We start from the raw sequence: 21,857 nt of genomic DNA, 5'->3' as shown, positions 1-21,857 counted from the left end.
GAGGCGCTTTTTTTTGCCGACGAACAGCCACAAAAAAGCCCGCCGAAGCGGGCTCTGACCGGTGGTGCCGGTTGACGGGATCAATCAGAGGGCGAGGAAGAGCCCGGCCAGCGAGGCGCTCATCAGGTTTGCCAGCACCCCCGCCATGATGGCACGCATGCCGTAGCGGGCGATGAAAGACTTGCGCTCCGGCACCATGGCCCCCAGGCCGCCGATCAGGATCGCCATGGAGGAGATGTTCGCAAAACCGCACAGGGCGAAGGTGACGATGGCCTTGCTCGAGGCATCCAGCGTCTGATCCTGCACCAGGGCGATGAAGGCGACGAACTCGTTGATGACAATCTTGGTGCCGATCAGGGCGCCTGCGGCCTGGGCCTGCTCCCAGGGCACACCGATCAGCCAGGAGACGGGGGCGAACAACCAACCCAGGAGGATCTGGAAGCTCAGCTCCAGCCCCACCAGGTCACCGGCCCAGCCCAGCAGACCGTTGAGCAGGGCGATCACCCCGACGAAGGCCAGCAGGGTGGCGCCCACGGCGACGGCGATGTTGAGACCGGACATGGCGCCATCGGCGGCCGCCTCAATCACGTTGGTGGCGCGGGGGATCACCACGTCCTCGTGATGATCCACCTCTTCGGCAGCGGGCGGCACCAGGATCTTGGCCATGGCAAGCCCCGCAGGCGCCGACATGAAGGCCGCCGCGATCAGGTATTTCAGCTCGACCCCGATGCTGGCGTAACCCACCAGGGTACCGCCCGCCACGGAGGCGAGGCCGCAGCTCATCACCGCGAAGAACTGGGAGTCGGACATCTTGGAGAGATAGGGTTTGACCACCAGCGGCGCCTCCACCATGCCGACGAAGATGTTGGCGGTGGCGGAGAGGCTCTCGGCGCGGCCGGTGCCCAGCAGCTTCTGCAGGCCGCCGCCAAGCAGGGCAATCACTTTCGGCATCAGGCCGATGTGGTAGAGGATGGCGATCACCGCAGAGAAGAAGATGATGACCGGCAACACGTTGAAGGCAAAGATGAAGCCCAGCTTGAACTTGGCCAGATCGCCAAACAGGAAGGCGATCCCCTCCTGACCGTAACCGATCACGCTGCTGACGCTCTCGCTGACACCGTTGAGCACCTGCTGACCGGCGGGCAGCCAGAGTACCAGGGCGGCGAAGAGCACTTGCAGGCAGAGGGCCAGGCCCACTGTTCGCAACGGGATACGACGACGATTATCAGAGCAAAGCGTGGCCAGGGCCAGGATGCTCAGGATGCCGAGCAGGGCAATCATAGGGACTCCATCAGGTGGGGCAAAAGATGGGCGCGGATTCTGCGCCCCCTGCCCCGCCACTGCAAGTCCAGTTGGTTACAGCCCTGTTAGCAAAAACGTTTGCACGATACCGGTTGCGGCAACTGACTGATTTGGCTCGATTTTGGTATCAAGCGAAAACCAGTGTTCTTATATGGAAACGATCATTCCTCCAGGCCGGACAATTTTCCCCCGAGCCAGGGGGCGAGATGCTGCTCCCAATAGGGATGAGGGCCGAAGCTCTCCTTGAGGAAGTCGATGAAGAGACGGATCTTGGGGTCCAGGTGCTCCCTTCTGGCGTAGACGGCGTGCACCGCCATCTTCTGGTTCGGCTGCCACTGGGGCAGCAGGGGAATGAGCTGGCCTGACTGCAGCTCCTTGTCCAGCAGGTAGTTCGCCACATAGGCGATGCCGAGCCCGGCCAGGGCGGCGTCGCGCACCGCCTCCGCCAGATCCACCCGGTAGTTGCCCGCCACCTGCACCGTCTGGCGCTCCTTGCCCTGACGAAACGACCACTCGTGGTAGCGCCGCTCCCGGCTCTGGTAGGTGATGCAGTTATGCTGGGCCAGATCCCTGGGGTGCAGCGGCGTGCCGTGGCTCAGCAGATAGTCCGGCGAGGCCACCAGCACGAAACCGATATCCGCCAGCCGCTGCCCCACCAGCCCCTGGGGCTTGTCCTCAAAGGTGGTGATCCAGAGATCCAGCCCCTCATCCACCAGATTGGTGCGGCGATCGAACAGGGAGACTTCCAGCTCCAGATCGGGGTAACGGGTCTGGAAGGCCTTGAGCAGCGGGATCACGTGCAGCCGGCCGAAGGACTGGCCGACCCCCAGATGCAGCACGCCGCTCACCTTGCCGCGACGTTCCGCCACCATGGACTCCGCCTCCTGGGCCACCGCCACCAGGGCGCGGCAGTGACGGGCATACTCCTGGCCGAGCTCGGTCAGGGCGAAGCGGCGGGTGGTGCGCTGTACCAGCTGGGCCCCGAGTCCGGTCTCCAGCAGGGCAAGCTGCTTGCTGATGTGGGACTTGGAGACCCCGAGCCGGCGCGCGGCCGCCGAGATGCCTTGCTCGCGAACCAGGGCATCGAAGATCACCATTTGGGGAAGACGTTGCAGCACGGGATAACCAGAGTGAGGGGCGAGCCCCCATTATTCCAGAGCGGCCCGCCAGGGGGTAGGGTCAGGGCGCCAGCGCCTCGATGATCTTCCTCTTGAGCGGATCGCTCGCCGGATTCTGGTTGGCGCCATAGCTCGCAATCAGTTTACCATCGCGGCCCACCAGGTATTTGTGGAAGTTCCAGTTGGGCGCGTCACCGTCGGCAGCAGCGGCCAGCCCCTTGAACAGGGGCACCGCATCCGAACCCCGCACCGCCACCCGGTTGAACATGGGGAAGGTGACCCCGTAATCGCGCCGGCACACCTCTGCGGTCTTGTTCTCGTTGCCCGCCTCCTGCCAGAAGTCGTTGGAGGGGAAGCCCAGCACCATCAGCCCCTGCTCCTTATAACCCTGATAGAGCGCCTCCAGATCCCGGAACTGGCCGCTGTACCCGCAGTAGGAGGCGGTGTTGACCACCAGTACCACCTTGCCCTCGGTCAGCTGGCAGAGGTTGTGGCGCCGGGTGCTGTTGAGCTCCCGCATCTCCACGTTGAGGTAATCGGGGCAGGCGGCAGACGCCGCGCCCGAGCCGAGCAACAACAGCAGGGTGAACCATTTCATCGACGTGACTCCTCGCGTTTTCTCCATCATACGCAAGATCCACGCACAAGGTTCAGGGATCAGTGCAGCGGGATCCCGGTCAACCAGCCGTGGCCCCAAAAGATGAGCAAGGCCGTGATCGCCAGACCGGCACCCAGGCTGATCCCGGTTCCCTGCCAGCTCGCTTCGGGCCGCGGCTTCTGCTGCCAGTCCCGCACCGAAATCCAGACGATGCTCACCAGCGCCCAGAGGCCGATACCGCCAAACAGCACCAGGGAGCGGGCCTCGCTGTTGACCGTCAGGTGGGCGCCGGCCCAGAGCAGGGTACCGAGCAGCTGGGGATGCACCAGCCAGCGGCGCAGGTGATTCTGGCCCTGCCCGCTGCACAGCAGGATCAGGGATACCGGCATGGCCGCCATGGTCAGGGTCGGGCCCCAGGCGGGCAGCGGGTAGAGCGGCAATGGGCTGGCGCTGCGCCAGCCGGCCAGGATGCAGGCAATGGCGACGAACACCAGTAGCGAGAAGAGCCCCTTGTAGCGGTTCTCCCCCAGCCGCTCGCGCAGGCGGGCCCGGTGGGCCACGGCGAAGCAGGGATAGAGGTGGGTCAGGGTAAACAGCACTACCCCCAGGGTCAGCAGGATCATGGGTGGCTCCTCGCACATTGCCCCTCGCAATTGAGGAGATCACTATGCCGCAAAGCCTCTCGTCAGAATACAAAAACCATATAAAAGACAGCAGGATAATAAAAAAGCCGATCCGGGGATCGGCAAGTGCGTCGAAGGCGCGGCAGGCAAGCTGCCACCTCGGTTGCACGGGGCAGGGTGAGGCCGGTGCCGGGCACCGGCCAGAAGAGCATCAGTTGCGCAGCAGATAGAGGGCGGCCACGTTACGGGCCGTGAGCTGCAGGTTGGTGGTCGCGGTGGCGAGCGCCTCCGGCAGGGACATGGCCCGGTTGACCACGGCGAAGACCGCGTCCAGCCCATGCTCGTGCACCACGCCGCAGTCGTCGGTGAGACAGCCCGCGATGCCGATCACCGGCTTGCCAAACTGCTTGGCGCAGCGGGCCACGCCGATGGGCGTCTTGCCGTGGATGGTCTGGCTGTCGATCCGCCCCTCACCGGTGATCACGAGATCCGCGTCGGCCACTGCGTCGGCCAGTTTCAGCGCCTCGATGACGATCTGGATGCCGGGCTTGAGCTCGGCACCGAGCAGGCCGATCAGGGCAGCCCCCATGCCACCGGCAGCGCCGGTGCCCGGGATCTCCTTCACCTGGTGGCCCAGCGCCTGTTCGATGCAGTCCGCATAGCGGGCCAGGTTGGCATCCAGCTCGGCCACCATCGCCGGTGTGGCCCCCTTCTGCGGACCAAACACGGCAGATGCCCCCTTGGGCCCGCACAGCGGATTGTTCACGTCGCAGGCCACCTCGATGTGGAGCCCACTCAGGCGCGAGTCCAGCATGTTCAGGTCGATGCTGGCCAGCTCACTCAGGCCACCGCCCCCCAGGGCGATGGGCGAACCGTCCGCCTTCAAGAGCTTGCCGCCGAGGGCCTGGATCATGCCGGCACCGCCGTCGTTGGTGGCACTGCCACCGATGCCGAGGATGAGGTGGGTCACCCCCAGATCGAGGGCCGCCAGGATCAGCTCGCCAGTGCCAAAGCTCGAGGTGAGCAGCGGATTGCGCAACTCCGGCTCCACCAGATGCAGGCCGGAGGCCGCCGCCATCTCGATCACGGCGCGCTTGCCATCCCCCAGCAGGCCGAGGAAGCCTTGCACCCGGTTGCCAAGGGGCGCGGTCACCTCGACCGGCAGGATGCGGCCTCCGGTGGCATCCACCAGGGACTGCACCGTCCCCTCGCCACCATCGGCCATGGGCAGCTTGACGTAGGTGGCATTCGGCAGCACCTGCTTGAAACCGGCCTCGATGGCATCAGCCACCGCCATGGCGCTCAGGCTCTCCTTGAATGAATCCGGGGCGATCACAATTTTCATATCAGTTCCTTAGGCGAGGCCAAACACGCCAAACATCAGGGTGGAGACGGCGGCAATGGTCAGGCCGACGGCGGTTTCGTAGGGGATGAGCTTGAGCCGCTCGCTGACCCCCATGTGGACGCTGCCCCCGGTAGCGTGGAAGAAGGAGCCATGGGGCATGTGGTCAAACACGGTGGCACCGGCGTGGATCATGGCGGCCCCCGCCAGGCTGGTGACGCCGAGCTCGATCAGGGTGGCGCTGAACACGTTTGAAGCAACCACGGTACCGGCCGTGGTCGAGGCGGTCGCCAGCGACATCAGGGCGCCCGAGATGGGGGCCAGCAGGTAGGAGGGCAGGCCGGAGGCGGTCAGGCCGCTGATCAGCACATCCTTCAGGCCGGAGTTGGCGATGATGCCCGCCAGAGTCCCTGTCCCCAGCAGCATGATGGCGACCGGCGCCATGCGGGCGAGACCCGAGACCGCAAACTGGTTCACTTTGGAGAACTTGCCCATCATCAGGGCGCCGACCAGGCCGCCCAAGGGCAGCGCGATGAGCGGATCCACCACTATGCCGGCGACAGGGCGCAAGGCCAGCAGCAGGATGGCCACCAGGGGCGCACTGATGGCGGCGGCAAAGCCCGGCAGCTTGACGCCGTCGAAGCTCACCACCTCGTCGGCAGCTACCTTGCTGCCCCGGTTGTTGAGGCGCTTGGCAAGCCAGTAGGCCATCACCAGGCCGAACAGGCCCGGGATGATGCCGGCCGCCATCACCGAGGTGAGGGGCAGGTGGAAGGCATCGGAAGCGGCAATGGCATTGGGGTTCGGGGACATGACGTTGCCCGCCTTGCCGCCGCCTATCATCGCCAGCAGGATGGCCGCCTTGGAGAGATCGGCACGGCGCGCGATGGCCAGCGCTATGGGGGCGACCGTGATGACCGCCACGTCCACGAAGACGCCGACCGCAGTCAGGATCAGGGTGGCCAGGGCCAATGCCAGCAGGGCACGGGTCTCACCGAGTTTGCGGACTATGGTCTCGGCGATGGTGGTAGCGGCGCCCGACTCGATGAGCACGCCGGCCAGCACGCCGGCCGCCAGGATCCGCATCACGGCGGTGGTGATCCCCTGGGCGCCGCCGATCATCAGGGCGACGGTCTGGGTCAGATCGGCCCCGCCGATCAGGCCGCCGGCCAGGGCGCCGACGATCATGCCGTAGGCGGGCGGCACCTTCTTCAGAATGAGGAAGATGGCGATGGAGAGCGCGGCGAGAGCGCCGAGCGCGGATACAGGGATCATGACGGGCACCTTTTGTTGTAATGAGTGGCGCCATTATGGAGATCCCCGCCCGGAATGCTTTGGCAAAAAAGCCAAAAATCACCGTTTTAAAATCAACATTTATGTTCAAAAAAACAAATCAACTGTCGAGACTGAGCCCGAGATAGAGCAGAAACTTGTCGTCTAACTTGTTGAAATTCAACCCGGTTATCTGCTCTATCCGGGTCAGCCGATAACGCAGGGTATTGGGGTGAATGAAGAGGGCATCGGCACAGGGATGCAGATCACAATCCTGCAAGAAATATTGGCGCAGCGTCTTTTGCAACACCCCCTTGGTGTCCTCTTTCGCGAGCGCCAGCAGGGGCGCCCGCAGCTGATCCGCCTGCCAGGAGTCCGCCAGGCTGCCAAGCAGCACGGGCAGCCGGTAATCCTCGAAGAAGTAGACCTGCTTGCGCGGCGCCTGGCGCATGCCACGGTGCAAGGTGTCCCGCGCCGTCTGGTAGGAGAGCGCCAGCCCCTCTATCCCGGCGAAGTAATCACCCACCCCGATGCGCACCCGGAAGTGGGGAATGCGGGCGAGCAACTGCCTGATGCGGCTGCGCTCCTGGGCCGACTGCCACACGCCGTCGCTCAGTTGGGCCGGCTTGAGCACCACTATCTCGTCCAGGCCGTTGATGGCCACCAGGTTGTCCCGCTCCGGGTGCTCCAGCAGATGCACCAGCTCCCGCAGGCGGGCGGGCTCTGCCTCCTCCAGGGCCAGTACCGCCACCACCCGAGGCTGGGTCAGATCCAGCTCGAGGAAGCGGGCCGCCTGCTGCAGCTGGTCCACCCGCCCCTCGCCACGGATGAGTTGCAACACCAGTTCCTCCTTGTGGCGCTTGTCCCACTGCAGCTGCTCGGTGAGCGCGGCCTGCTCCAGGATGAGCTCGGCAGTCATGCGCACCAACTCGGCGTAAGCACGAACGATGTCCGGATCCCCCGAGATGCCGATGACCCCGAGCAACTCCCCCTGGTAGGCGATGGGCAGGTTGATGCCGGGCCTCACCCCTTTGAGCTGCTGGGCCGTCGCCTCGCTGATCTCCACCACCCGGTTCTCGGTCAGGGCCAGCACAGCCCCCTCATGGCGCTGATGCAGCCGCTCCGGATTGCCGGACGCAATGATCAGGCCATGCTCATCCATGACGTTGACCGAGAAGGAGAGGATCTTCATGGCCCGGCTGACGATCTGCCGCGCGAGAATGGCATCAAGCTGCATGAGGACTCCGCTCTACGAAGGGGGAACAGGATATGAAGGGCATGGAAACTCCGTGTAAAAACCTGAATGGCGGCGCAAAGATGCCACATCATCAAGACAAGCGAGGGGGGGATCGCTAGAATAGGCCACTTTACCTCAGGTGTGGCCCGACCGGGATCACGGATTTGACGCGACCCTTGGCGATGCACCTGCCGTTATCTGATGGATTCCGCTATGGACTATGAATTTCGCCGCGACCCGTTCGGTGGCTATCGCGCCCGGTTCTCCATGGGCCACGAAGCCATCGGCCAGTGGCTGATCGACGAGGTGGGCAAGGATGAGGAGAAGCTCGACCAGCTGTTCTCCATCATCGACGAGCTCTCCAGCCGTACTCGCGTCGAGTACCAGCTTGCCGGGGGGGACTACTCCCTGCTGCTCACCCATGAGGAGGCGGAGGTCAAGGCCAACGTCCTCAATATCGCGCTGGACGAGGATCTCGACGATCTCGCCTACTACGATGATGAACAGCTGGCCATGTGCGGGCTGGAAGATTTTGCCCAGGTCCTCACCTCCTGGCGCGCCTTTATCCGCAACGAGGATATGGGCTAGACCCTTTTATCGACCGGGCGCGACCGCCCGCTGCAACCCAACAGGATTGACTATGTCTATTTACGATTTTGATGACGAACTGCCGGAAGACGAGCTGGAAGAGCAGCCGAAGAAACCCGCCCAGCCCAAGAAAAAGGGCAAGCAGGTGCTGAACACCCAGGTCAACCTCAGCCCGCGCGATGCCAGCCGCCTGAACGGCATGCACGTGGAAGCCATCACCACCCTGGACGACGTCAGCCTGCCGAAGAACGTCATCTTCAAGGCCGGCCTCATCGCCCTGGGCGAACTGGAAGCGACCAAGCGCGCCGACATCATCGCCCGGGTCATCGCCGAGTCAGGCCGCTAAGGCCCACGCTCACGCCGTCGTCGATGGCGAGACATGCCGACCCGGTCGTCAGACCTTGCAAAACGCCGGAGCCCTGCTCCGGCTTTTTTATGGTGCCGGAAGCGGGCTCACTGGCAGCCAGGGCTACGACCACGCTATTGACCCTTGTGTCATGGCGGGGCGGCTCGTTAAGGTGCGTCCCCTCGAAGACCAAAGGAGACTCAATGCTGCCACTTCCTGATTCCCTGATCTGGGCCGTACTGGCGCTGGCCGTACTGCTTTGCCTGGCCCGCCGGCGTATCCCTGGCCTCTTTCTGCTTGGCATCGCCCTGCTCGGCGCGTTCTGGCTGGACCGCATCACGCCGCTGGCCCTCACCGTCAGCGTCGCAGGCTTGCTGCTCGCCTGGCGTACCCCCGCCCTGCCCCAGCCCTGGCGCGGGATGGCCCTTGCGCTGGTGATGGTCTGGGCCATCGCCCTGACCCTGCACCTGGTCCCGGGTTTTGACAACTTGCGGGTGCTGGACAGGGTGCAGGCCAGCCCCGCCAGCGTGCCCTTCACCCTCTACCTCAACCTGGACAAGCCGCTCATCTTCTTCGGCCTGTTGCTGGCCTGGCCCACCCTGCTCGGCCCAGGAGGCCCCCTGCGCTGGCGACCACTTGCCCTGTTGCTGTTACCCCTGGCCGCCCTGCTGATCGCCGCCTGGCAACTGGACGCGCTCAAACCCGAGATCGGCCTGCCCCACTGGTGGTGGCTGTTCGCGTTCAACAACCTGTTTTTCACCTGCGTGGCGGAGGAGGCGCTGTTCCGGGGGTTTATCCAGCAGGCCATCACGACGCGCAGCCGTGCCTGGGCAGGCATCTGCATCGCCAGTCTGCTGTTCGGGGCCGCGCACCTGGCCGGTGGCCCGCTGCTGGCGCTGTTCGCCACCCTGGCCGGCGCCTGCTACGGTCTGGCATTCCAGCTGAGCGGACGGCTCGGTGTCGCCATCCTGCTCCACTTCCTGTTCAACTTCGCCCACCTGGCTCTGTTCACCTACCCGCTGGCCAGCCGCTGACAAGCCTCGGTTTCACGGATAAAAAAATGCCCCGCACCGGCAGGTACGGGGCATCTCGTCAGGCCCGGGGGGTCAGTCCACGTAGAAGGTCTGCTGGAAGGTCAGCGTCTGCTTCTGCCCCTCCCCCATGATCGTCAGGGTGAACTGGTAGGTGTCCTCGTTGCGATAGGGCAGCACCGCCAGGTAGTAGATGGAATCCCCCTCCTTCACCTCCTGAAACTGCAGGGTACGGAGAGTCCCGGTGAGGTTCTTGGCCTCGCCGCTGATCCCCACCGCCTGTGCCACGCCCTGCTTGTTCTGCACCGCGATGTTGACGATGCCGTTGTAGCGGCTGCGCTCCAGACCATAAGCCTTGGCCACCTCGGGGGTGAGGAAGCTGGAGTTGAAGGCGCTGTAATGCACCCGCCAGGGGCCCAGCTCCTTCATCTGTTCGGCCCGCACCGGCAGTACCATCAGGAGTGCCAGCAGGCAGCTCATCCAGACTGTTTTCATGATGTCATCCTTCTCGTGTTCCACTCTCCAGCAGGGCGGCAATCTCGGCGGGGATCTGCCTCGGCGCCTCGATGGCAACCGTCTTGTGGCGACCCAGCTCCCCCCGCACGATGCGAACCTGCCCCTTGGCCACCTTGCACTGCTTGGCCAGGTACTTGATCAGGTGACTGTTGGCCTGACCATCCACCGGCGGCGCCGTGATGGCCACTTTCAACTCGTCCCCGTGCAATCCGACGATCTGATCCCGGCTTGCCTTGGGCTGGATCATGAGATGCAGCACAAGCTCGTTCCCTTCCCGCAGGACGGCTGGCATCAGATCATCCACCACAGCTGACCGAACAGATCCCCCAACAGATAGTTTATGGCCTGCAGCGCGATGAAGGCGACCAGCACGGAGAGATCCAGCCCGCCCAGGGCCGGCAGGATGCGGCGGATCGGCGCCAGGAAGGGCTCGGTCAGCTGGTGCATCACGTATTCGATGGGGTTGCGACCCTGGCTGACCCAGCTCAGGATGGCGCGGATCAACAGGATCCAGAAGATCATGGAGCCCGCCTTCTTCAGCACGGTGAGCGCCGCAAACAGGCTGAGGGTCAGCCAGTCGGTCAGCAGCACGTTCATGCTCTTGAGCAGCGCCAGCTTGGCGAAGGCGATGAGGAGCGCCAGCAGCACCGAGGCCATGTCCAGCCCGCCAAAGCCGGGAATGACGCGACGCAGAGGTACCACCAGCGGATTGGTCAGCTTGACCACCATCTGGCTCATGGGGTTGTAGAAGTCGGCGCGGGCCCACTGCAACCAGACTCGCAGCAGCACCACCATGAGGTAGAGATCAAAAACCGTGTTAATCAAAAAGTAAGCCGTGTTCATCCGGGCTCCTTGCTAAAAGAGGGTTCAAAAAAGGGTTTCCATCTCGCCGGCCCGGGTAACGGCCGCCTGCATGGCACGCGCGGTCAGCGGCATCAGCCCCTGCTCCTGGAAGGTCTTGACGGCCTCGGCCGTGGTGCCGCCCTTGCTGGTCACCTGCTCGCGCAGGGTCTGCAGCGACAGTTCGGGATTCTGCTCCACCATGGCGGCAGCCCCCAGCGCCGTCTGCTGTACCAGCAGGCGGGCCTGCTCCGGTGTAAAGCCCATGGCCTCGGCCTCTTCGGCAATCGCCTGCATGAACAGGAAGAAGTAGGCCGGGGCACTGCCCGCCGCCGCGATGACGCCGTTGATGCCGGACTCCTGCTCCACCCAGAGGGTCTTGCCCACCGCCTGCATCATCTGCTCGGCAAAGTCGCGATCGGCCTGCTCGATGCCTGACGGCGCGTAGAGCCCCGTCATCCCCAGCCCCAGCAGGGAGGGTGTGTTGGGCATGGTGCGGATGATGCGGCCATGGCCCCCCGCCATCTCCTGCAACCGCTCAACCCGGATGCCGGCGGCGATGGAGACCAGCAGCTTGCCCGCCAGCGAGCCCAGTTCGGCCACCAGCGCGGCCAGCATTCCCGCCATCAGCTGGGGTTTGACCGCCAGCACGATCACTTCGGCCTCGCGGGCTGCCTCGGCATTGTCCTGGGTGATGCGAATGCCGAACTGGCTGGCCAGTTCGTCAAGCTTGGGCCGGCTGGGGTTGGCCGCGATGATACGTTCAGCCGGATAGCCAGCCTGGATCAGGCCTGCGATGATACTGCGGCTCATGTTGCCTGCGCCGATGAAGGCCAGCACTCTGTGTTGCATCACTCTCTCCTGTCGCAGGGGTGAAGGGGACTACCGTGCCTGCCCGCTCCGGCGGCAACGCGGCGTACCATCCCGCACTCCTCATTGATGATATGAATGGGAAGCCCGCGCATCCTGGTGCGAGCCCTTGTCTGTGTCATGCCTGTGAATAGTCGCGGGCGCCGAAGATGGCGGTACCGACCCGCACCATGGTGCTGCCATGGGCGATGGCGAGCTCGAGATCCTCGGTCATGCCCATCGAAAGGGTGTCGACGCTCGGGTATTGTTGCGCAAGCTCGGTGAACAGAGCCTGCATGCGCGCCATCTGGGCGGCCAGCACCGACTCGTCACGGGTGTGCTCCGGAATGGCCATCAGACCCCGCAGCACCAGATGTTCACTGCGGGCCACCAGGGCAGCCAGACGGAAAATCTCTTGCTCAGACGTACCGGATTTGCTGCTCTCTCCGCTAATATTGATTTGCAGACAGACATTTAGCGGCGCCAACCCGGCAGGACGCTGGCTGTTGAGCCGCTCGATGAGCTTGTCGCGATCGACGCTTTGCACCCAGTCGAACCGCTCCGCCACCAGTTTGGACTTGTTCGATTGCAGCGGGCCGATAAAGTGCCACTCTATGTCTGTACAGGCGGCCTGCTCGCGCAGGGTATCTATCTTGAGCGCCGCCTCCTGGGCATAGGATTCGCCGAAGCGACGCTGCCCGGCGGCATAGGCAGCCTGGATGTCCCCCAGTGGCTTGGTCTTGCTGACCGCAAGCAACTGGATGTGATCGGCGCCACGGCCGACGCGCCGGGTGGCCTCTACAATACGTTCCTTTACCTGAAGCAGGTGCTGGGCAATATGGCTCATATTTCGTTCGTGATCTTGTGATGGGAGAATAACAAATCTATGGATATCACAGAGTTATTGGCATTCAGTGTAAAGCATAAGGCCTCGGATCTACACCTCTCCGCCGGGGTTCCTCCGATGATCAGGGTTGACGGAGAGGTTCGCAAGATCAATTTGCCCGCCCTGGATCACCGGGAAGTTCACGCCCTCATCTACGACATCATGAACGACCACCAGCGCAAGGAGCTGGAAGAGAACTTCGAAGTGGACTTCTCCTTCGAGGTGCCCGGCATGGCGCGTTTCCGGGTCAACGCCTTCCAGCAAGCCCGCGGTTCAGGCGCCGTGTTTCGGACCATCCCGAGCACTGTCCTGACCCTGGAGGATCTGGAGGCGCCGAGGATATTCAAACAGATAGCAGAATTCCCCCGTGGCCTGGTGCTGGTGACCGGGCCAACCGGCTCGGGCAAATCCACCACTCTGGCGGCCATGGTCGATTACATCAACGACAACTTCCACCACCACATCCTCACCATCGAGGATCCCATCGAATTCGTGCACGAGAACAAACGCTGCCTGGTCAACCAGCGGGAGGTGCATCGCGACACCAAGAGCTTCAGCAATGCCCTGCGCTCGGCCCTGCGTGAAGACCCGGACATCATACTGGTGGGGGAAATGCGCGACCTCGAGACCATCCGTCTCGCCATGACAGCGGCCGAGACCGGTCATCTGGTGTTTGGCACCCTGCATACCTCCTCGGCGGCCAAGACCATCGACCGTATCATCGACGTCTTTCCGGGATCCGAGAAAGACATGGTGCGCTCCATGCTCTCCGAATCCCTGCGGGCGGTCATCTCCCAGACCCTGCTCAAACGGATCGGCGGCGGCCGGGTGGCGGCCCACGAGATCATGATGGGCATCCCCGCGGTGCGAAACCTCATCCGGGAAGACAAGGTGGCCCAACTCTATTCCGTCATCCAGACCGGGATGACCCACGGCATGCAGACCATGGACCAGAGCCTCAAACAGCTGGTCAATCGGGGCATAGTCGCCGCCCTCGATGCCAAGGCCAAGGCGGTCGATCCCAACACCATTTAAGCCAGCACCCAAGGAGACGTTATGAACATGGATGTTCTGCTCGCAGCACTGGTTGAACAGAAGGGCTCGGATCTCTTCATCACCGTCGACGCTCCCCCCACCCTCAAGGTGAACGGGCGCTTCATCCCCCTCGGCGATAAACCGCTCGACAGGGAGGCAGCCCTGACCCTGGTCAGGGAGAGCCTGGATCATGCCCACTTTGAGCACTACACCCGCACCCGGGAGGCCAACTGCGCCATTCAGCGGGCAGCCCTCGGCCGGTTCCGGGTCAGCGCCTTCTGGCAGCAGGATATGCCGGGCATGGTGCTGCGCCGCATCGAGACCAAGATCCCCACCTTTGACGAGCTGATGCTGCCCTCCATACTGCAGGACGTCGTCATGGCCAAGCGCGGGCTGGTGCTGTTCGTCGGCGCCACGGGCGCCGGCAAGTCCACCACCCAGGCGGCCATGATCGGCTACCGCAACCAGCACGGCGAGGGGCACATCCTGACGGTGGAGGATCCGGTGGAGTTCGTCCATCAGCACGATCGCTGCCTAGTGACCCAGCGGGAGGTGGGACTAGATACAGAGTCTTTCGACACCGCACTCAAGAACTCCCTGCGCCAGGCACCGGACGTCATCCTCCTCGGCGAGATCCGCTCCCAGGAGACCATGGAGTTCGCCATCCAGTTCGCCGAGACCGGTCACCTCTGCCTCGCCACCCTGCACGCCAACAACGCCAACCAGGCACTGGATCGCATTCTCCACCTGGTGCCGCAGGAGAAGCACCGCCAGTTCCTGTTCGATCTCTCCTTCAACCTGCGCGCCATCGTCGCACAACAGCTGCTGCCCGCCGTCCATGGGCAACGCCGCGTCGCCGCCTTCGAGATCCTGCTCAACACGCCTCTCATCACCGACATCATCCGCAAGGGGGAGATGCAGCGGCTCAAGGAGGTGATGACCAAATCCAGCGAACTCGGCATGCAGACCTTCGATCAGGCGCTGTTCACCCTGTTCTGCGCCGGCCAAATTGGCTACAGTGAGGCCCTTGCCCATGCCGACTCCGCCAATGACCTGCGGCTGCTCATCAAGCTGTCCGGTCGCGAGCAACTGGGAGCCGGCACACTCGACAACGTCACCCTGGATGAATGAGGGGGCGTCCGTCACCGCAATGAAAGGAGAGTTATGCTGATTGTGGTTTCCCCGGCCAAGACGCTGGATTACGAGTCACCTCTGGTGACGTCCCGTTTCACCCAACCCGAGCTGCTGGACCACTCCGCCGAGCTGATAACGCGGGCCCGCGAGCTGAGCCCGGACCAGATCGCCAGCCTGATGAAGATCAGTGACAAGTTGGCAGGCCTCAACGCTGCCCGGTTTGCCGAGTGGCAGCCGGACTTCACCCCGGCCAATGCCCGCCAGGCTTTGCTGGCCTTCAAGGGGGATGTCTACACCGGGCTCGCGGTGGACGACTTCAGCGATGGTGATCTCGACTTCGCCCAGAACCATCTGCGTATGCTCTCCGGCCTGTACGGGGTACTGCGCCCGCTGGATCTCATGATGCCCTATCGCCTGGAGATGGGCATTCGCCTGGACAACGCTCGTGGCAAGGATCTCTACCAGTTCTGGGGCGACATCATCACCACCCGCCTCAACCAGGCGCTGGCCGCCCAGGGGGACGACGTGCTGATCAACCTCGCCTCCGACGAATATTTCAAATCGGTACGCCCGAAGGCCCTGCAGGGGCGCATCGTCACGCCGGTGTTCAAGGACGAGAAGAACGGCCAGTTCAAGATCATCAGCTTCTACGCCAAGAAGGCGCGCGGCATGATGGCCCGCCACATCATCAAGCACCGCCTGACCAGGGTGGAGCAGCTGACGGGCTTCGACGCCGAAGGCTACTACTTCGTGCCGGAAGAGTCCGATGCCAGCACGCTGATGTTCAAGCGCGCTGAAAATTAATTACAAACGGAGGGAACCAAGTCAGGGATCCTCGGGTCTGACTCTGTGAATCCTCTGTTGTAAGCACTTTTTGTTGGCCGACGTTCATGCGTCGGCTTTTTTCTGTCCGCTGCATCCCGGTGCTGGCCCGCCAGGCAGCAAACAGCAAAACGGCCATCCGAGGATGGCCGTTGCAACTGCGCTCTGGGGCATTACTTCTTTTTCTTCTTCGCCGACTTCTTGGCATCCTTCGGCTTTTTCTTCTTCACCGGCACCCGCGCCTCCTTGTGCTTGGGGCGCAGCTCGTCGATCACCCGGCGCTTGAGGCGCTCCTCGGTGTAGCGCTCAATCTTGGCCACCATGGCCATGTCGTGGGCTTCCACCAGGCTGATGGCGCAGCCGCGGTTGCCGGCTCGGCCGGTACGGCCGATGCGGTGCACGTAGACATCAGCGCCGTAGGGCATGTCGTAGTTGATGACATGGCTGACGTTCGGCAAATCGATGCCGCGGGCGGCCACGTCGGTGGCGATGAGGAAGGGCACCTCCCCTTCGTGGAACTTGCGGATCGACTCGATGCGTTTGGCCTGCTCCATCTCGCCACGGATCCAGGCGCAGGAGACACCCGCCGCCTGCAGCTGGCCGGAGAGCTCTGCCAGCCGCTCACGAGTCTTGACGAAGATGATGGCCTTCTGGGTTTCCGGGTTCTTCAGGATGTGCACCAGCAGGGCCAGCTTGTGGGCGGCGTCGTCCGCCAGATGGACCCACTGGGTGATGGGGCGGCGTTCGCTGCGGGGCGGCTCGGCGTGCAGCTCCACCGGGTCTTTCAGGATCTCGCTCGCGAACTTCTCAAGGCCGGCCCCTTCCAGAGTGGCGGAGAAGAGCATGGTGTGCTTGCGGTAGCGTGCCTCTTCCACGATGCGGTTCACGTCCTTGATGAAGCCCATGTCCAGCATGCGGTCAGCTTCATCCAGCACCAGCACCTCGATATCGTGGCTCTCGAACTCCTCTTTCTCGATGTACTCGAGCAGGCGCCCAGGGGTCGCCACGACGATGTCGGTGGTCTTGGTCAGGGCGGGCAGCTGCTCTTCGTGGCTCACGCCGCCGATGATGGTCTCGATGCTGAGATGAGTGTGCACCGCCAGCGCCTTGGCGTGGGCACTCACTTGCAGCGCCAGCTCGCGGGTCGGGGTCAGGATCAGCATGCGGCAGGGGCCCGGCTTGCGGCGCGGGAAATCCAGCAGGTGCTGCATGGCCGGCAACAGGAAGGCGGCGGTCTTGCCGGTCCCCGTCGGGGCGGATGCCAGAATATCGCGGCCGTCCAGGGCTGGCTCCAGCACCATCTGCTGGATGGTGGTGGGGCGGGTGAATCCCATCTCGGCCAAGGCCCGGCTGAGGGCTGGATTCAGGTCGAAATCATCAAAGGACTGGCTCATGGCAATACTCGGTCATTAAGGAAACGGCAGATTATAGGCGATTATGTCGTCGGCTCCTATGGTGACTGTGTCTTAGCCGCTATAATCGCCGACCATTTTCTGCGGGCAGGCACAGAACGGGATCCGGATGGGACGAAACAGCGGTTTTACCTTCAAGCAATTTCACATCGACCACGACCGTTGCGCCATGAAAGTGGGGACCGACGGCATCCTGCTGGGAGCCTGGGCCCCCGTTGCCGGTGCCCGCCGGGTGCTGGACATCGGTGCCGGCAGCGGCCTCATCGCCCTGATGCTGGCCCAGCGCACCGCCGACCATTGCATGATTGACGGGGTCGAGCTGGACAAAGATGCAGTTGGGCAGGCCAGGGAGAACGTGGCGACCTCCCCCTGGCAGGGCCGGGTCAGCATCATAGAGAGCGCCATCCAGGACTATAGTGCCGCCCCCTATGACCTCATCGTCTCCAACCCACCCTACTTCGTGGCAGGCCAGACATTTAGCGACCCGGCAAGGGCGCTGGCCCGCCATACGGGGGCGCTGGATCCCCGCGAATTGCTGGCCGCCAGCCAGCGCCTTTTGAGTCAGGATGGCCTGCTGGCCCTGGTGCTGCCCACGGCGATGGCGGATGAAATTTTATGCATTTCGTCGAGTTATGATCTGCACGCTGTTTGTTACACAGCTGTTATCACCAGAGCGGGAAAAGAGGCAAATCGTGTTTTATTGCTGCTTGGCAGAGGATCAAACAAGTGCGAGAGGGGTGAAATTGTGATCCATTCTGCTGATGGAACCTATTCCGACAGATACATCCAACTAACCAGCCCCTTCTATTTGAAGATGTAAATTTTGTCTTGAACTATTTTTTCACATCATTATGCTGACTACCAAATGAGCGCCCGCTCAAGACCAGTTCAAACCACTGGTCGCGATGAAAAAATCAGCGGGGCTCTTTTTTTTACCCCCGAACAGTACCGGTCACTGACCAATAAAAAACTATAACAAGCAATAGTTTACAAGACAGACGAGGTTGAACTTGACGAAATCACTCACATTGTCCGACGTACTCGGATTGGGCTTCATGACCTTCGCCTTCTATCTGGGCGCAGGCAACATCATCTTCCCGCCCCTGGCCGGCTTCATGGCCGGTGAGCACCTCTCCCTGGCCATGCTGGGCTTCCTGGTCACCGCCGTGGGTCTGCCCCTCATCACCATCATCGCTGTCGCCAAGGCCGGCAACGGCTGGGCCGGCATGACCAAGCTACTGCCAGCGGGCGTAGCCACCGCCCTGGCCGTCGCCATCTACATCATCATAGGCCCGGCCTTTGCCGCCCCCCGTACCGGCCTGGTCGCCTACGAAATGGGCCTCAAGCCCTTCCTCGGCGACATGGGCCAATCCGGCCTGGCCGCTTACACCGTGCTCTTCTTCGGGGTCGCCATCCTGGTCTCTCTCAACCAGGGCAAGCTGATGGACGCCATCGGTAAGTACTTGACCCCGGTCCTGATGGTGCTGCTGCTGACCCTGGCCATCGGCGTCTTCGTCGCCCCCCAGGGCACCATGCCCGCCGCATCCGGTGACTACCAGAGCGCACCTTTCGTGAAGGGCATCCTGGAAGGCTACAACACCATGGATACTCTGGCGTCCCTGATGTTTGGCGCCCTGATCGTCGATCTGCTGCGCCAGAAAGGCATCAACGACTACCAGAGCCAGTTCAAGTACCTGGCCATCGCAGGCATCATCTCCGCCATCGGCCTGTCCGTGGTCTACGTCTCCCTGTTCCAGCTCGGCAACACCGCTGCCGGCGTCGCCACCGACGTGACCAATGGCGGTGCCATCGTCAACGCCTATGTGCTGAGCCTGTTCGGACAGCCGGGTCAGTTCATTCTGGCCGCCATCATCACCCTGGCCTGCTTCACCACCGCCGTGGGTCTGATCTCCGCCTGTTCCGACTTCTTCCACAACCTCACCGGCATGAGCTACAAGAAGCTGGTGGTGTTGCTGGGCGTCATCTGCGCCGTGGTGGCCAACGTGGGCCTGAGCCAGCTCATCAGCCTCTCCATCCCGGTACTGGTCGCCATCTACCCGGTTGCCGTGGCACTGGTGCTGGTCACCTTCCTGAAGGGTTACTTCGGCCGTCCCCGCCTGGTGTTCCGCTCCGTGCTGCTGGTCGCCTTCCTGTTTGGCTGCCTGGACGGCCTGGGTGCCGCCGGCATGAAGATGGATGCGTTCGCCTTCCTGCCGCTGTTTGACAAGGGCCTGGCCTGGTTGCTGCCGACCCTGCTGGCCTGCGGTCTGGGTGTCATGGTGCGCGGTGGCGATAAACTGGCTGCCGAAGCCGCCTGATATCTCGCGACATCGCCAACAAGATAGAAAAGAGGCCAGCTGATGCTGGCCTCTTTTATTGGTGCTGATAGATGTGAAATGAGCCAGCACTCAGAGCACGGATGCGGGCTTGGGTTTGCCATCCAGGCCGTACCAGTGATGTTCGAACCGGCCGCCGTGCCAGCGCAGGGTGCCCCAGGGCTGATCGGCCTGCCAGCGGGGGAAGCTGATCTCCACGCGGTTGTCTTCGTACTTGTAGAGAGAGGTGTGGATCTCTATATCCGACAGGATGAGCAGTACCACCCCACCGATGAAACTCCATTTCAGCATCTTCCACATGGCGGTTACTCGAAGCAGATCTCTATGGTGGCACGGCCAAACTCCGAGTCGAACGGCATCATGATCTTGGCGCCGTCGGCCCGGTGGGTGATGGTGTGATTGGGACCGGAGACGATGACGGGGGTCGCCATGTCGAACTCATATCCCTTCTCCCCCAACATGCGCTTGGCGCCGCCCGTCACCATGTTGGTGATCTCGCCCACCATGTCGGTCACTTCCTCATTGATGGTGGTCGGCGCTTCCCCCAGCATGCGGCGCATGATCTCCAACGCCAGCCCCTTCTCGAAGCTGATGGAGAGGGAGCCCCGGGTCTGCGGACCCACCATGCCGATGAGGCCGGAGACGTCGCCCCGCGCCAGCTCGTCCGTCTTGCGCTTGGGGGCACCGGGTTTGAGCTCCAGCTGCGCCATGGTGGAGAGCACGTTGAGCAGGGAGAGCAGGAACGGGTTTACAAAATCAGCCTTCATCTTGACTCCCTACGGTGGCAGAGCAGCTCGCACATTGACCATGAGCTTCTATGGTCTTGTTGGTAATAGTAAAACCATGCAGGCGAGCCTGCTCGGAAAAGGCGGCGTCGATGGCCGGATCGTGCAGCTCCACCACCTCCTTGCAGCGATCGCAGATCAGCAGCTGCATCGGATGGGCATGGTCGAAGTGGCAGCAGAAGATGAAGGCGTTGAGCGACTCCACCTTGTGGGCGAACCCCTGCTCGAGCAGAAAGTCGAGGGCCCGATAGACGGTAGGGGGCTTGGCATGGGCCTCGGTCTGCTGCAACTGGGCCAGCAGATCATAGGCGCTGATGGCATTGCCATGGGCGGCAAGCAGCCGGAACACCTGGCGCCGGGTCGGAGTGAAACGGATCCCGCGCTGCTCGCAGAGGCGTTCCGCTCGTTGTAGAAGTTGGTCTTGATTCATGTTCACGCAGATACCCTGTCAATTAGCCGGATACTATCACAGGGCCTCCCTGGCGCGGGGACAAAATTCATTTTCGGAGCCTGTCTCACGTTGTGGTAGAATCCGCCCCCTTGTTTGGCCAACCCGGATGATTTTTATGCAGGCGCAGCGCTTCTCCATCGCCCCCATGCTGGACTGGACCGATCGGCATTGCCGTTACTTCCACCGTCTGATGACCCGTCAGACCCTGCTCTATACCGAGATGGTAACCACGGGCGCCATCATCCACGGCAAGGGGGACTACCTGGGCTACAGCGAGCAGGAGCACCCCATCGCCTTGCAACTGGGTGGCAGCAACCCGGCGGATCTGGCTCGCTGTGCCAGGTTGGCCGAGGAGCGTGGCTATGACGAGGTCAACCTCAACGTGGGTTGCCCGTCTGATCGTGTCCAGAACGGCCGCTTCGGCGCCTGCCTGATGGGCGAACCCGCCCTGGTGGCCGACTGCATCAAGGCGATGCGCGACGTGGTGGATATTCCGGTGACCGTGAAGACCCGCATCGGCATCGACGAGCAGGACTCCTACGAGTTTTTGCAGGCTTTCATCGAGCAGGTGCGGGATGCCGGCTGCGATACCTTCATCGTCCACGCCCGCAAAGCCTGGCTAAGCGGCCTGAGTCCGAAAGAGAACCGCGAGATCCCGCCGCTGGATTACCCCCGCGTCTACCGGGTCAAGCGGGATTATCCGGATCTGACCATCGCCATCAACGGGGGCGTCACCAGCCTGGAGCAGTCCCTCGAACACCTGCAACACCTCGACGGTGTCATGATGGGACGCGAGGCCTACCAGAGCCCCTACATCCTGGCCGAGGTCGACAACCGGATCTTCGGCATGACCGGCGAGGTGCCAAGCCGCCACGAGGTGGTGCGGATGATGCTGCCCTACATGGAGCAGGAGCTGGCCAAGGGCAACTACCTCTCCCACATGACACGCCACATGCTGGGACTGTTCCAGAACATGCAGGGCGCCCGTGCCTGGCGCCGTCACCTCAGCGAAAACGCCTGCAAGCCCGGGGCCGACATCCAGGTGGTGCTGGACGCCATGGCCAAGGTGCCGGAATTCGCGCCAGCCGACTCGGTGGAGTAATCATGTATCGCTTCACCGGTTCCTGGCTGCACAAGGCGCTGGTCCGCCTCTGTGCCGGCCTGCTCGCCATTCTGGGCATCAAGCTCAGCGCCTTCTACTTCATCGGGCTGTTGATCGTGCTGGGGCTGCACCGGGATCAGATCCTGGGCTGACCCTGGCTGACAAGATAGACACAAGAAAAAGCCGGGGCAACGATGCTCCGGCTTTTTTGTCTGCTGCGCGGACCACGCTG

26 protein-coding genes are annotated in these 21,857 nt (G+C 62.9%); 10 read left to right on the top strand and 16 right to left on the bottom strand.

The window, feature by feature from the left end; genetic code table 11:
• Positions 1 to 84 precede the first annotated feature (84 nt).
• The 7 genes from J9885_RS11315 to J9885_RS11285 form a co-directional block, all read right to left on the bottom strand.
• Positions 85 to 1,281: a NupC/NupG family nucleoside CNT transporter gene (locus J9885_RS11315; protein WP_043757581.1), complete on the bottom strand. Its 1,197-nt coding sequence runs from the start codon at positions 1,279 to 1,281 to the stop codon at positions 85 to 87.
• Positions 1,282 to 1,463: 182 nt separating this feature from the next.
• Positions 1,464 to 2,399 carry a LysR family transcriptional regulator gene (locus J9885_RS11310; protein WP_210549544.1) on the bottom strand — a complete coding sequence of 312 codons (936 nt, stop codon included), beginning with the start codon at positions 2,397 to 2,399 and terminating at the stop codon, positions 1,464 to 1,466.
• An 82-nt stretch (positions 2,400 to 2,481) separates the two neighbouring features.
• On the bottom strand, positions 2,482 to 3,018 hold the full coding sequence (locus tag J9885_RS11305; RefSeq protein ID WP_210549487.1) for a glutathione peroxidase: 537 nt from the start codon (positions 3,016 to 3,018) through the stop codon (positions 2,482 to 2,484).
• A 59-nt stretch (positions 3,019 to 3,077) separates the two neighbouring features.
• On the bottom strand, positions 3,078 to 3,641 hold the full coding sequence (locus tag J9885_RS11300; RefSeq protein ID WP_210549486.1) for an NnrU family protein: 564 nt from the start codon (positions 3,639 to 3,641) through the stop codon (positions 3,078 to 3,080).
• Positions 3,642 to 3,852: 211 nt separating this feature from the next.
• Entirely contained in the window at positions 3,853 to 4,986 is a 1,134-nt protein-coding gene (locus tag J9885_RS11295; protein ID WP_210549485.1) for a glycerate kinase, read from the bottom strand.
• A 9-nt stretch (positions 4,987 to 4,995) separates the two neighbouring features.
• Positions 4,996 to 6,258 carry a GntP family permease gene (locus tag J9885_RS11290; RefSeq protein ID WP_043757568.1) on the bottom strand — a complete coding sequence of 421 codons (1,263 nt, stop codon included), beginning with the start codon at positions 6,256 to 6,258 and terminating at the stop codon, positions 4,996 to 4,998.
• A gap of 118 nt (positions 6,259 to 6,376) precedes the next feature.
• Entirely contained in the window at positions 6,377 to 7,492 is a 1,116-nt protein-coding gene (locus J9885_RS11285; RefSeq protein WP_043757566.1) for a sugar diacid recognition domain-containing protein, read from the bottom strand.
• A gap of 213 nt (positions 7,493 to 7,705) precedes the next feature.
• On the opposite strand from J9885_RS11285, the gene J9885_RS11280 reads away from it, so the two are divergent.
• From J9885_RS11280 to J9885_RS11270, 3 genes are all read left to right on the top strand, one after another.
• Positions 7,706 to 8,080, top strand: a complete 375-nt coding sequence (locus J9885_RS11280) for a YacL family protein (protein ID WP_210549484.1) — start codon at positions 7,706 to 7,708, stop codon at positions 8,078 to 8,080.
• Positions 8,081 to 8,132: 52 nt separating this feature from the next.
• Entirely contained in the window at positions 8,133 to 8,426 is a 294-nt protein-coding gene (locus J9885_RS11275) for a hypothetical protein (RefSeq protein ID WP_210549483.1), read from the top strand.
• A 203-nt stretch (positions 8,427 to 8,629) separates the two neighbouring features.
• Positions 8,630 to 9,460 (top strand): CPBP family intramembrane glutamic endopeptidase, encoded by an 831-nt coding sequence (locus tag J9885_RS11270; RefSeq protein WP_210549482.1) that lies wholly within the window; start codon positions 8,630 to 8,632, stop codon positions 9,458 to 9,460.
• A gap of 72 nt (positions 9,461 to 9,532) precedes the next feature.
• Here the strand turns inward: J9885_RS11270 and J9885_RS11265 are convergent, their stop codons facing one another.
• The 5 genes from J9885_RS11265 to J9885_RS11245 form a co-directional block, all read right to left on the bottom strand.
• A complete protein-coding gene (locus J9885_RS11265) occupies positions 9,533 to 9,952 on the bottom strand; it encodes a DUF4426 domain-containing protein (RefSeq protein WP_043757560.1) in 420 nt (139 codons plus the stop codon).
• A 4-nt stretch (positions 9,953 to 9,956) separates the two neighbouring features.
• Positions 9,957 to 10,265 carry a DUF167 family protein YggU gene (gene yggU / locus J9885_RS11260; protein ID WP_043809026.1) on the bottom strand — a complete coding sequence of 103 codons (309 nt, stop codon included), beginning with the start codon at positions 10,263 to 10,265 and terminating at the stop codon, positions 9,957 to 9,959.
• Positions 10,265 to 10,816, bottom strand: coding sequence for a YggT family protein (locus tag J9885_RS11255; RefSeq protein WP_043809029.1), 552 nt, complete (start codon positions 10,814 to 10,816; stop codon positions 10,265 to 10,267). Before J9885_RS11255 ends, yggU begins: the two co-directional genes overlap by 1 nt.
• A gap of 24 nt (positions 10,817 to 10,840) precedes the next feature.
• Positions 10,841 to 11,665, bottom strand: a complete 825-nt coding sequence (gene proC, locus J9885_RS11250; RefSeq protein ID WP_210549481.1) for a pyrroline-5-carboxylate reductase — start codon at positions 11,663 to 11,665, stop codon at positions 10,841 to 10,843.
• Positions 11,666 to 11,801: 136 nt separating this feature from the next.
• Positions 11,802 to 12,509, bottom strand: a complete 708-nt coding sequence (locus J9885_RS11245; protein ID WP_210549480.1) for a YggS family pyridoxal phosphate-dependent enzyme — start codon at positions 12,507 to 12,509, stop codon at positions 11,802 to 11,804.
• 39 nt (positions 12,510 to 12,548) lie between these two features.
• Between J9885_RS11245 and tapT the strand changes: the two genes are divergently transcribed.
• From tapT to yaaA, 3 genes are read left to right on the top strand one after another with little or no spacing between them, the layout of a single operon-like run.
• A complete protein-coding gene (gene tapT, locus J9885_RS11240; RefSeq protein ID WP_210549479.1) occupies positions 12,549 to 13,583 on the top strand; it encodes a type IVa pilus ATPase TapT in 1,035 nt (344 codons plus the stop codon).
• A 21-nt stretch (positions 13,584 to 13,604) separates the two neighbouring features.
• Complete coding sequence (locus J9885_RS11235; RefSeq protein WP_210549478.1) at positions 13,605 to 14,714, top strand: PilT/PilU family type 4a pilus ATPase; 1,110 nt, start codon at positions 13,605 to 13,607, stop codon at positions 14,712 to 14,714.
• Between the two features lie 33 nt (positions 14,715 to 14,747).
• A complete protein-coding gene (gene yaaA, locus J9885_RS11230) occupies positions 14,748 to 15,521 on the top strand; it encodes a peroxide stress protein YaaA (protein WP_210549477.1) in 774 nt (257 codons plus the stop codon).
• A gap of 191 nt (positions 15,522 to 15,712) precedes the next feature.
• On the opposite strand, the gene srmB is transcribed toward yaaA, so the two are convergent.
• Positions 15,713 to 16,933 (bottom strand): ATP-dependent RNA helicase SrmB, encoded by a 1,221-nt coding sequence (srmB, locus tag J9885_RS11225; protein ID WP_134694885.1) that lies wholly within the window; start codon positions 16,931 to 16,933, stop codon positions 15,713 to 15,715.
• A gap of 127 nt (positions 16,934 to 17,060) precedes the next feature.
• Here srmB and J9885_RS11220 point away from each other — a divergent pair, with 127 nt between their 5' ends.
• Positions 17,061 to 17,771 (top strand): tRNA1(Val) (adenine(37)-N6)-methyltransferase, encoded by a 711-nt coding sequence (locus J9885_RS11220; protein ID WP_210549476.1) that lies wholly within the window; start codon positions 17,061 to 17,063, stop codon positions 17,769 to 17,771.
• Between the two features lie 235 nt (positions 17,772 to 18,006).
• Positions 18,007 to 19,269, top strand: a complete 1,263-nt coding sequence (brnQ, locus tag J9885_RS11215; RefSeq protein WP_043757542.1) for a branched-chain amino acid transport system II carrier protein — start codon at positions 18,007 to 18,009, stop codon at positions 19,267 to 19,269.
• Between the two features lie 90 nt (positions 19,270 to 19,359).
• On the opposite strand, the gene J9885_RS11210 is transcribed toward brnQ, so the two are convergent.
• From J9885_RS11210 to zur, 3 genes are read right to left on the bottom strand one after another with little or no spacing between them, the layout of a single operon-like run.
• Entirely contained in the window at positions 19,360 to 19,587 is a 228-nt protein-coding gene (locus tag J9885_RS11210) for a hypothetical protein (protein WP_210549475.1), read from the bottom strand.
• 5 nt (positions 19,588 to 19,592) lie between these two features.
• Positions 19,593 to 20,054 (bottom strand): chemotaxis protein CheX, encoded by a 462-nt coding sequence (locus J9885_RS11205; RefSeq protein ID WP_210549474.1) that lies wholly within the window; start codon positions 20,052 to 20,054, stop codon positions 19,593 to 19,595.
• Entirely contained in the window at positions 20,044 to 20,502 is a 459-nt protein-coding gene (gene zur / locus J9885_RS11200) for a zinc uptake transcriptional repressor Zur (protein WP_043757539.1), read from the bottom strand. The genes J9885_RS11205 and zur overlap by 11 nt, the downstream gene beginning before the upstream one ends.
• A 136-nt stretch (positions 20,503 to 20,638) precedes the next feature.
• Between zur and dusA the strand changes: the two genes are divergently transcribed.
• Positions 20,639 to 21,625: a tRNA dihydrouridine(20/20a) synthase DusA gene (dusA, locus tag J9885_RS11195; protein WP_210549473.1), complete on the top strand. Its 987-nt coding sequence runs from the start codon at positions 20,639 to 20,641 to the stop codon at positions 21,623 to 21,625.
• A 2-nt stretch (positions 21,626 to 21,627) separates the two neighbouring features.
• The gene (locus J9885_RS11190; protein WP_081843590.1) at positions 21,628 to 21,777 is read left to right on the top strand and encodes a hypothetical protein; all 150 of its coding nucleotides are present in this window, start codon (positions 21,628 to 21,630) and stop codon (positions 21,775 to 21,777) included.
• Positions 21,778 to 21,857 lie beyond the last annotated feature (80 nt).

The organism is Aeromonas sp. SrichE-2G (assembly GCF_017939565.1).
Classification (GTDB): domain Bacteria; phylum Pseudomonadota; class Gammaproteobacteria; order Enterobacterales; family Aeromonadaceae; genus Aeromonas; species Aeromonas taiwanensis.
The sequence above is the reverse complement of the archived record's forward strand: the minus strand, read 5'-3'. Positions and strand labels throughout refer to the sequence as shown.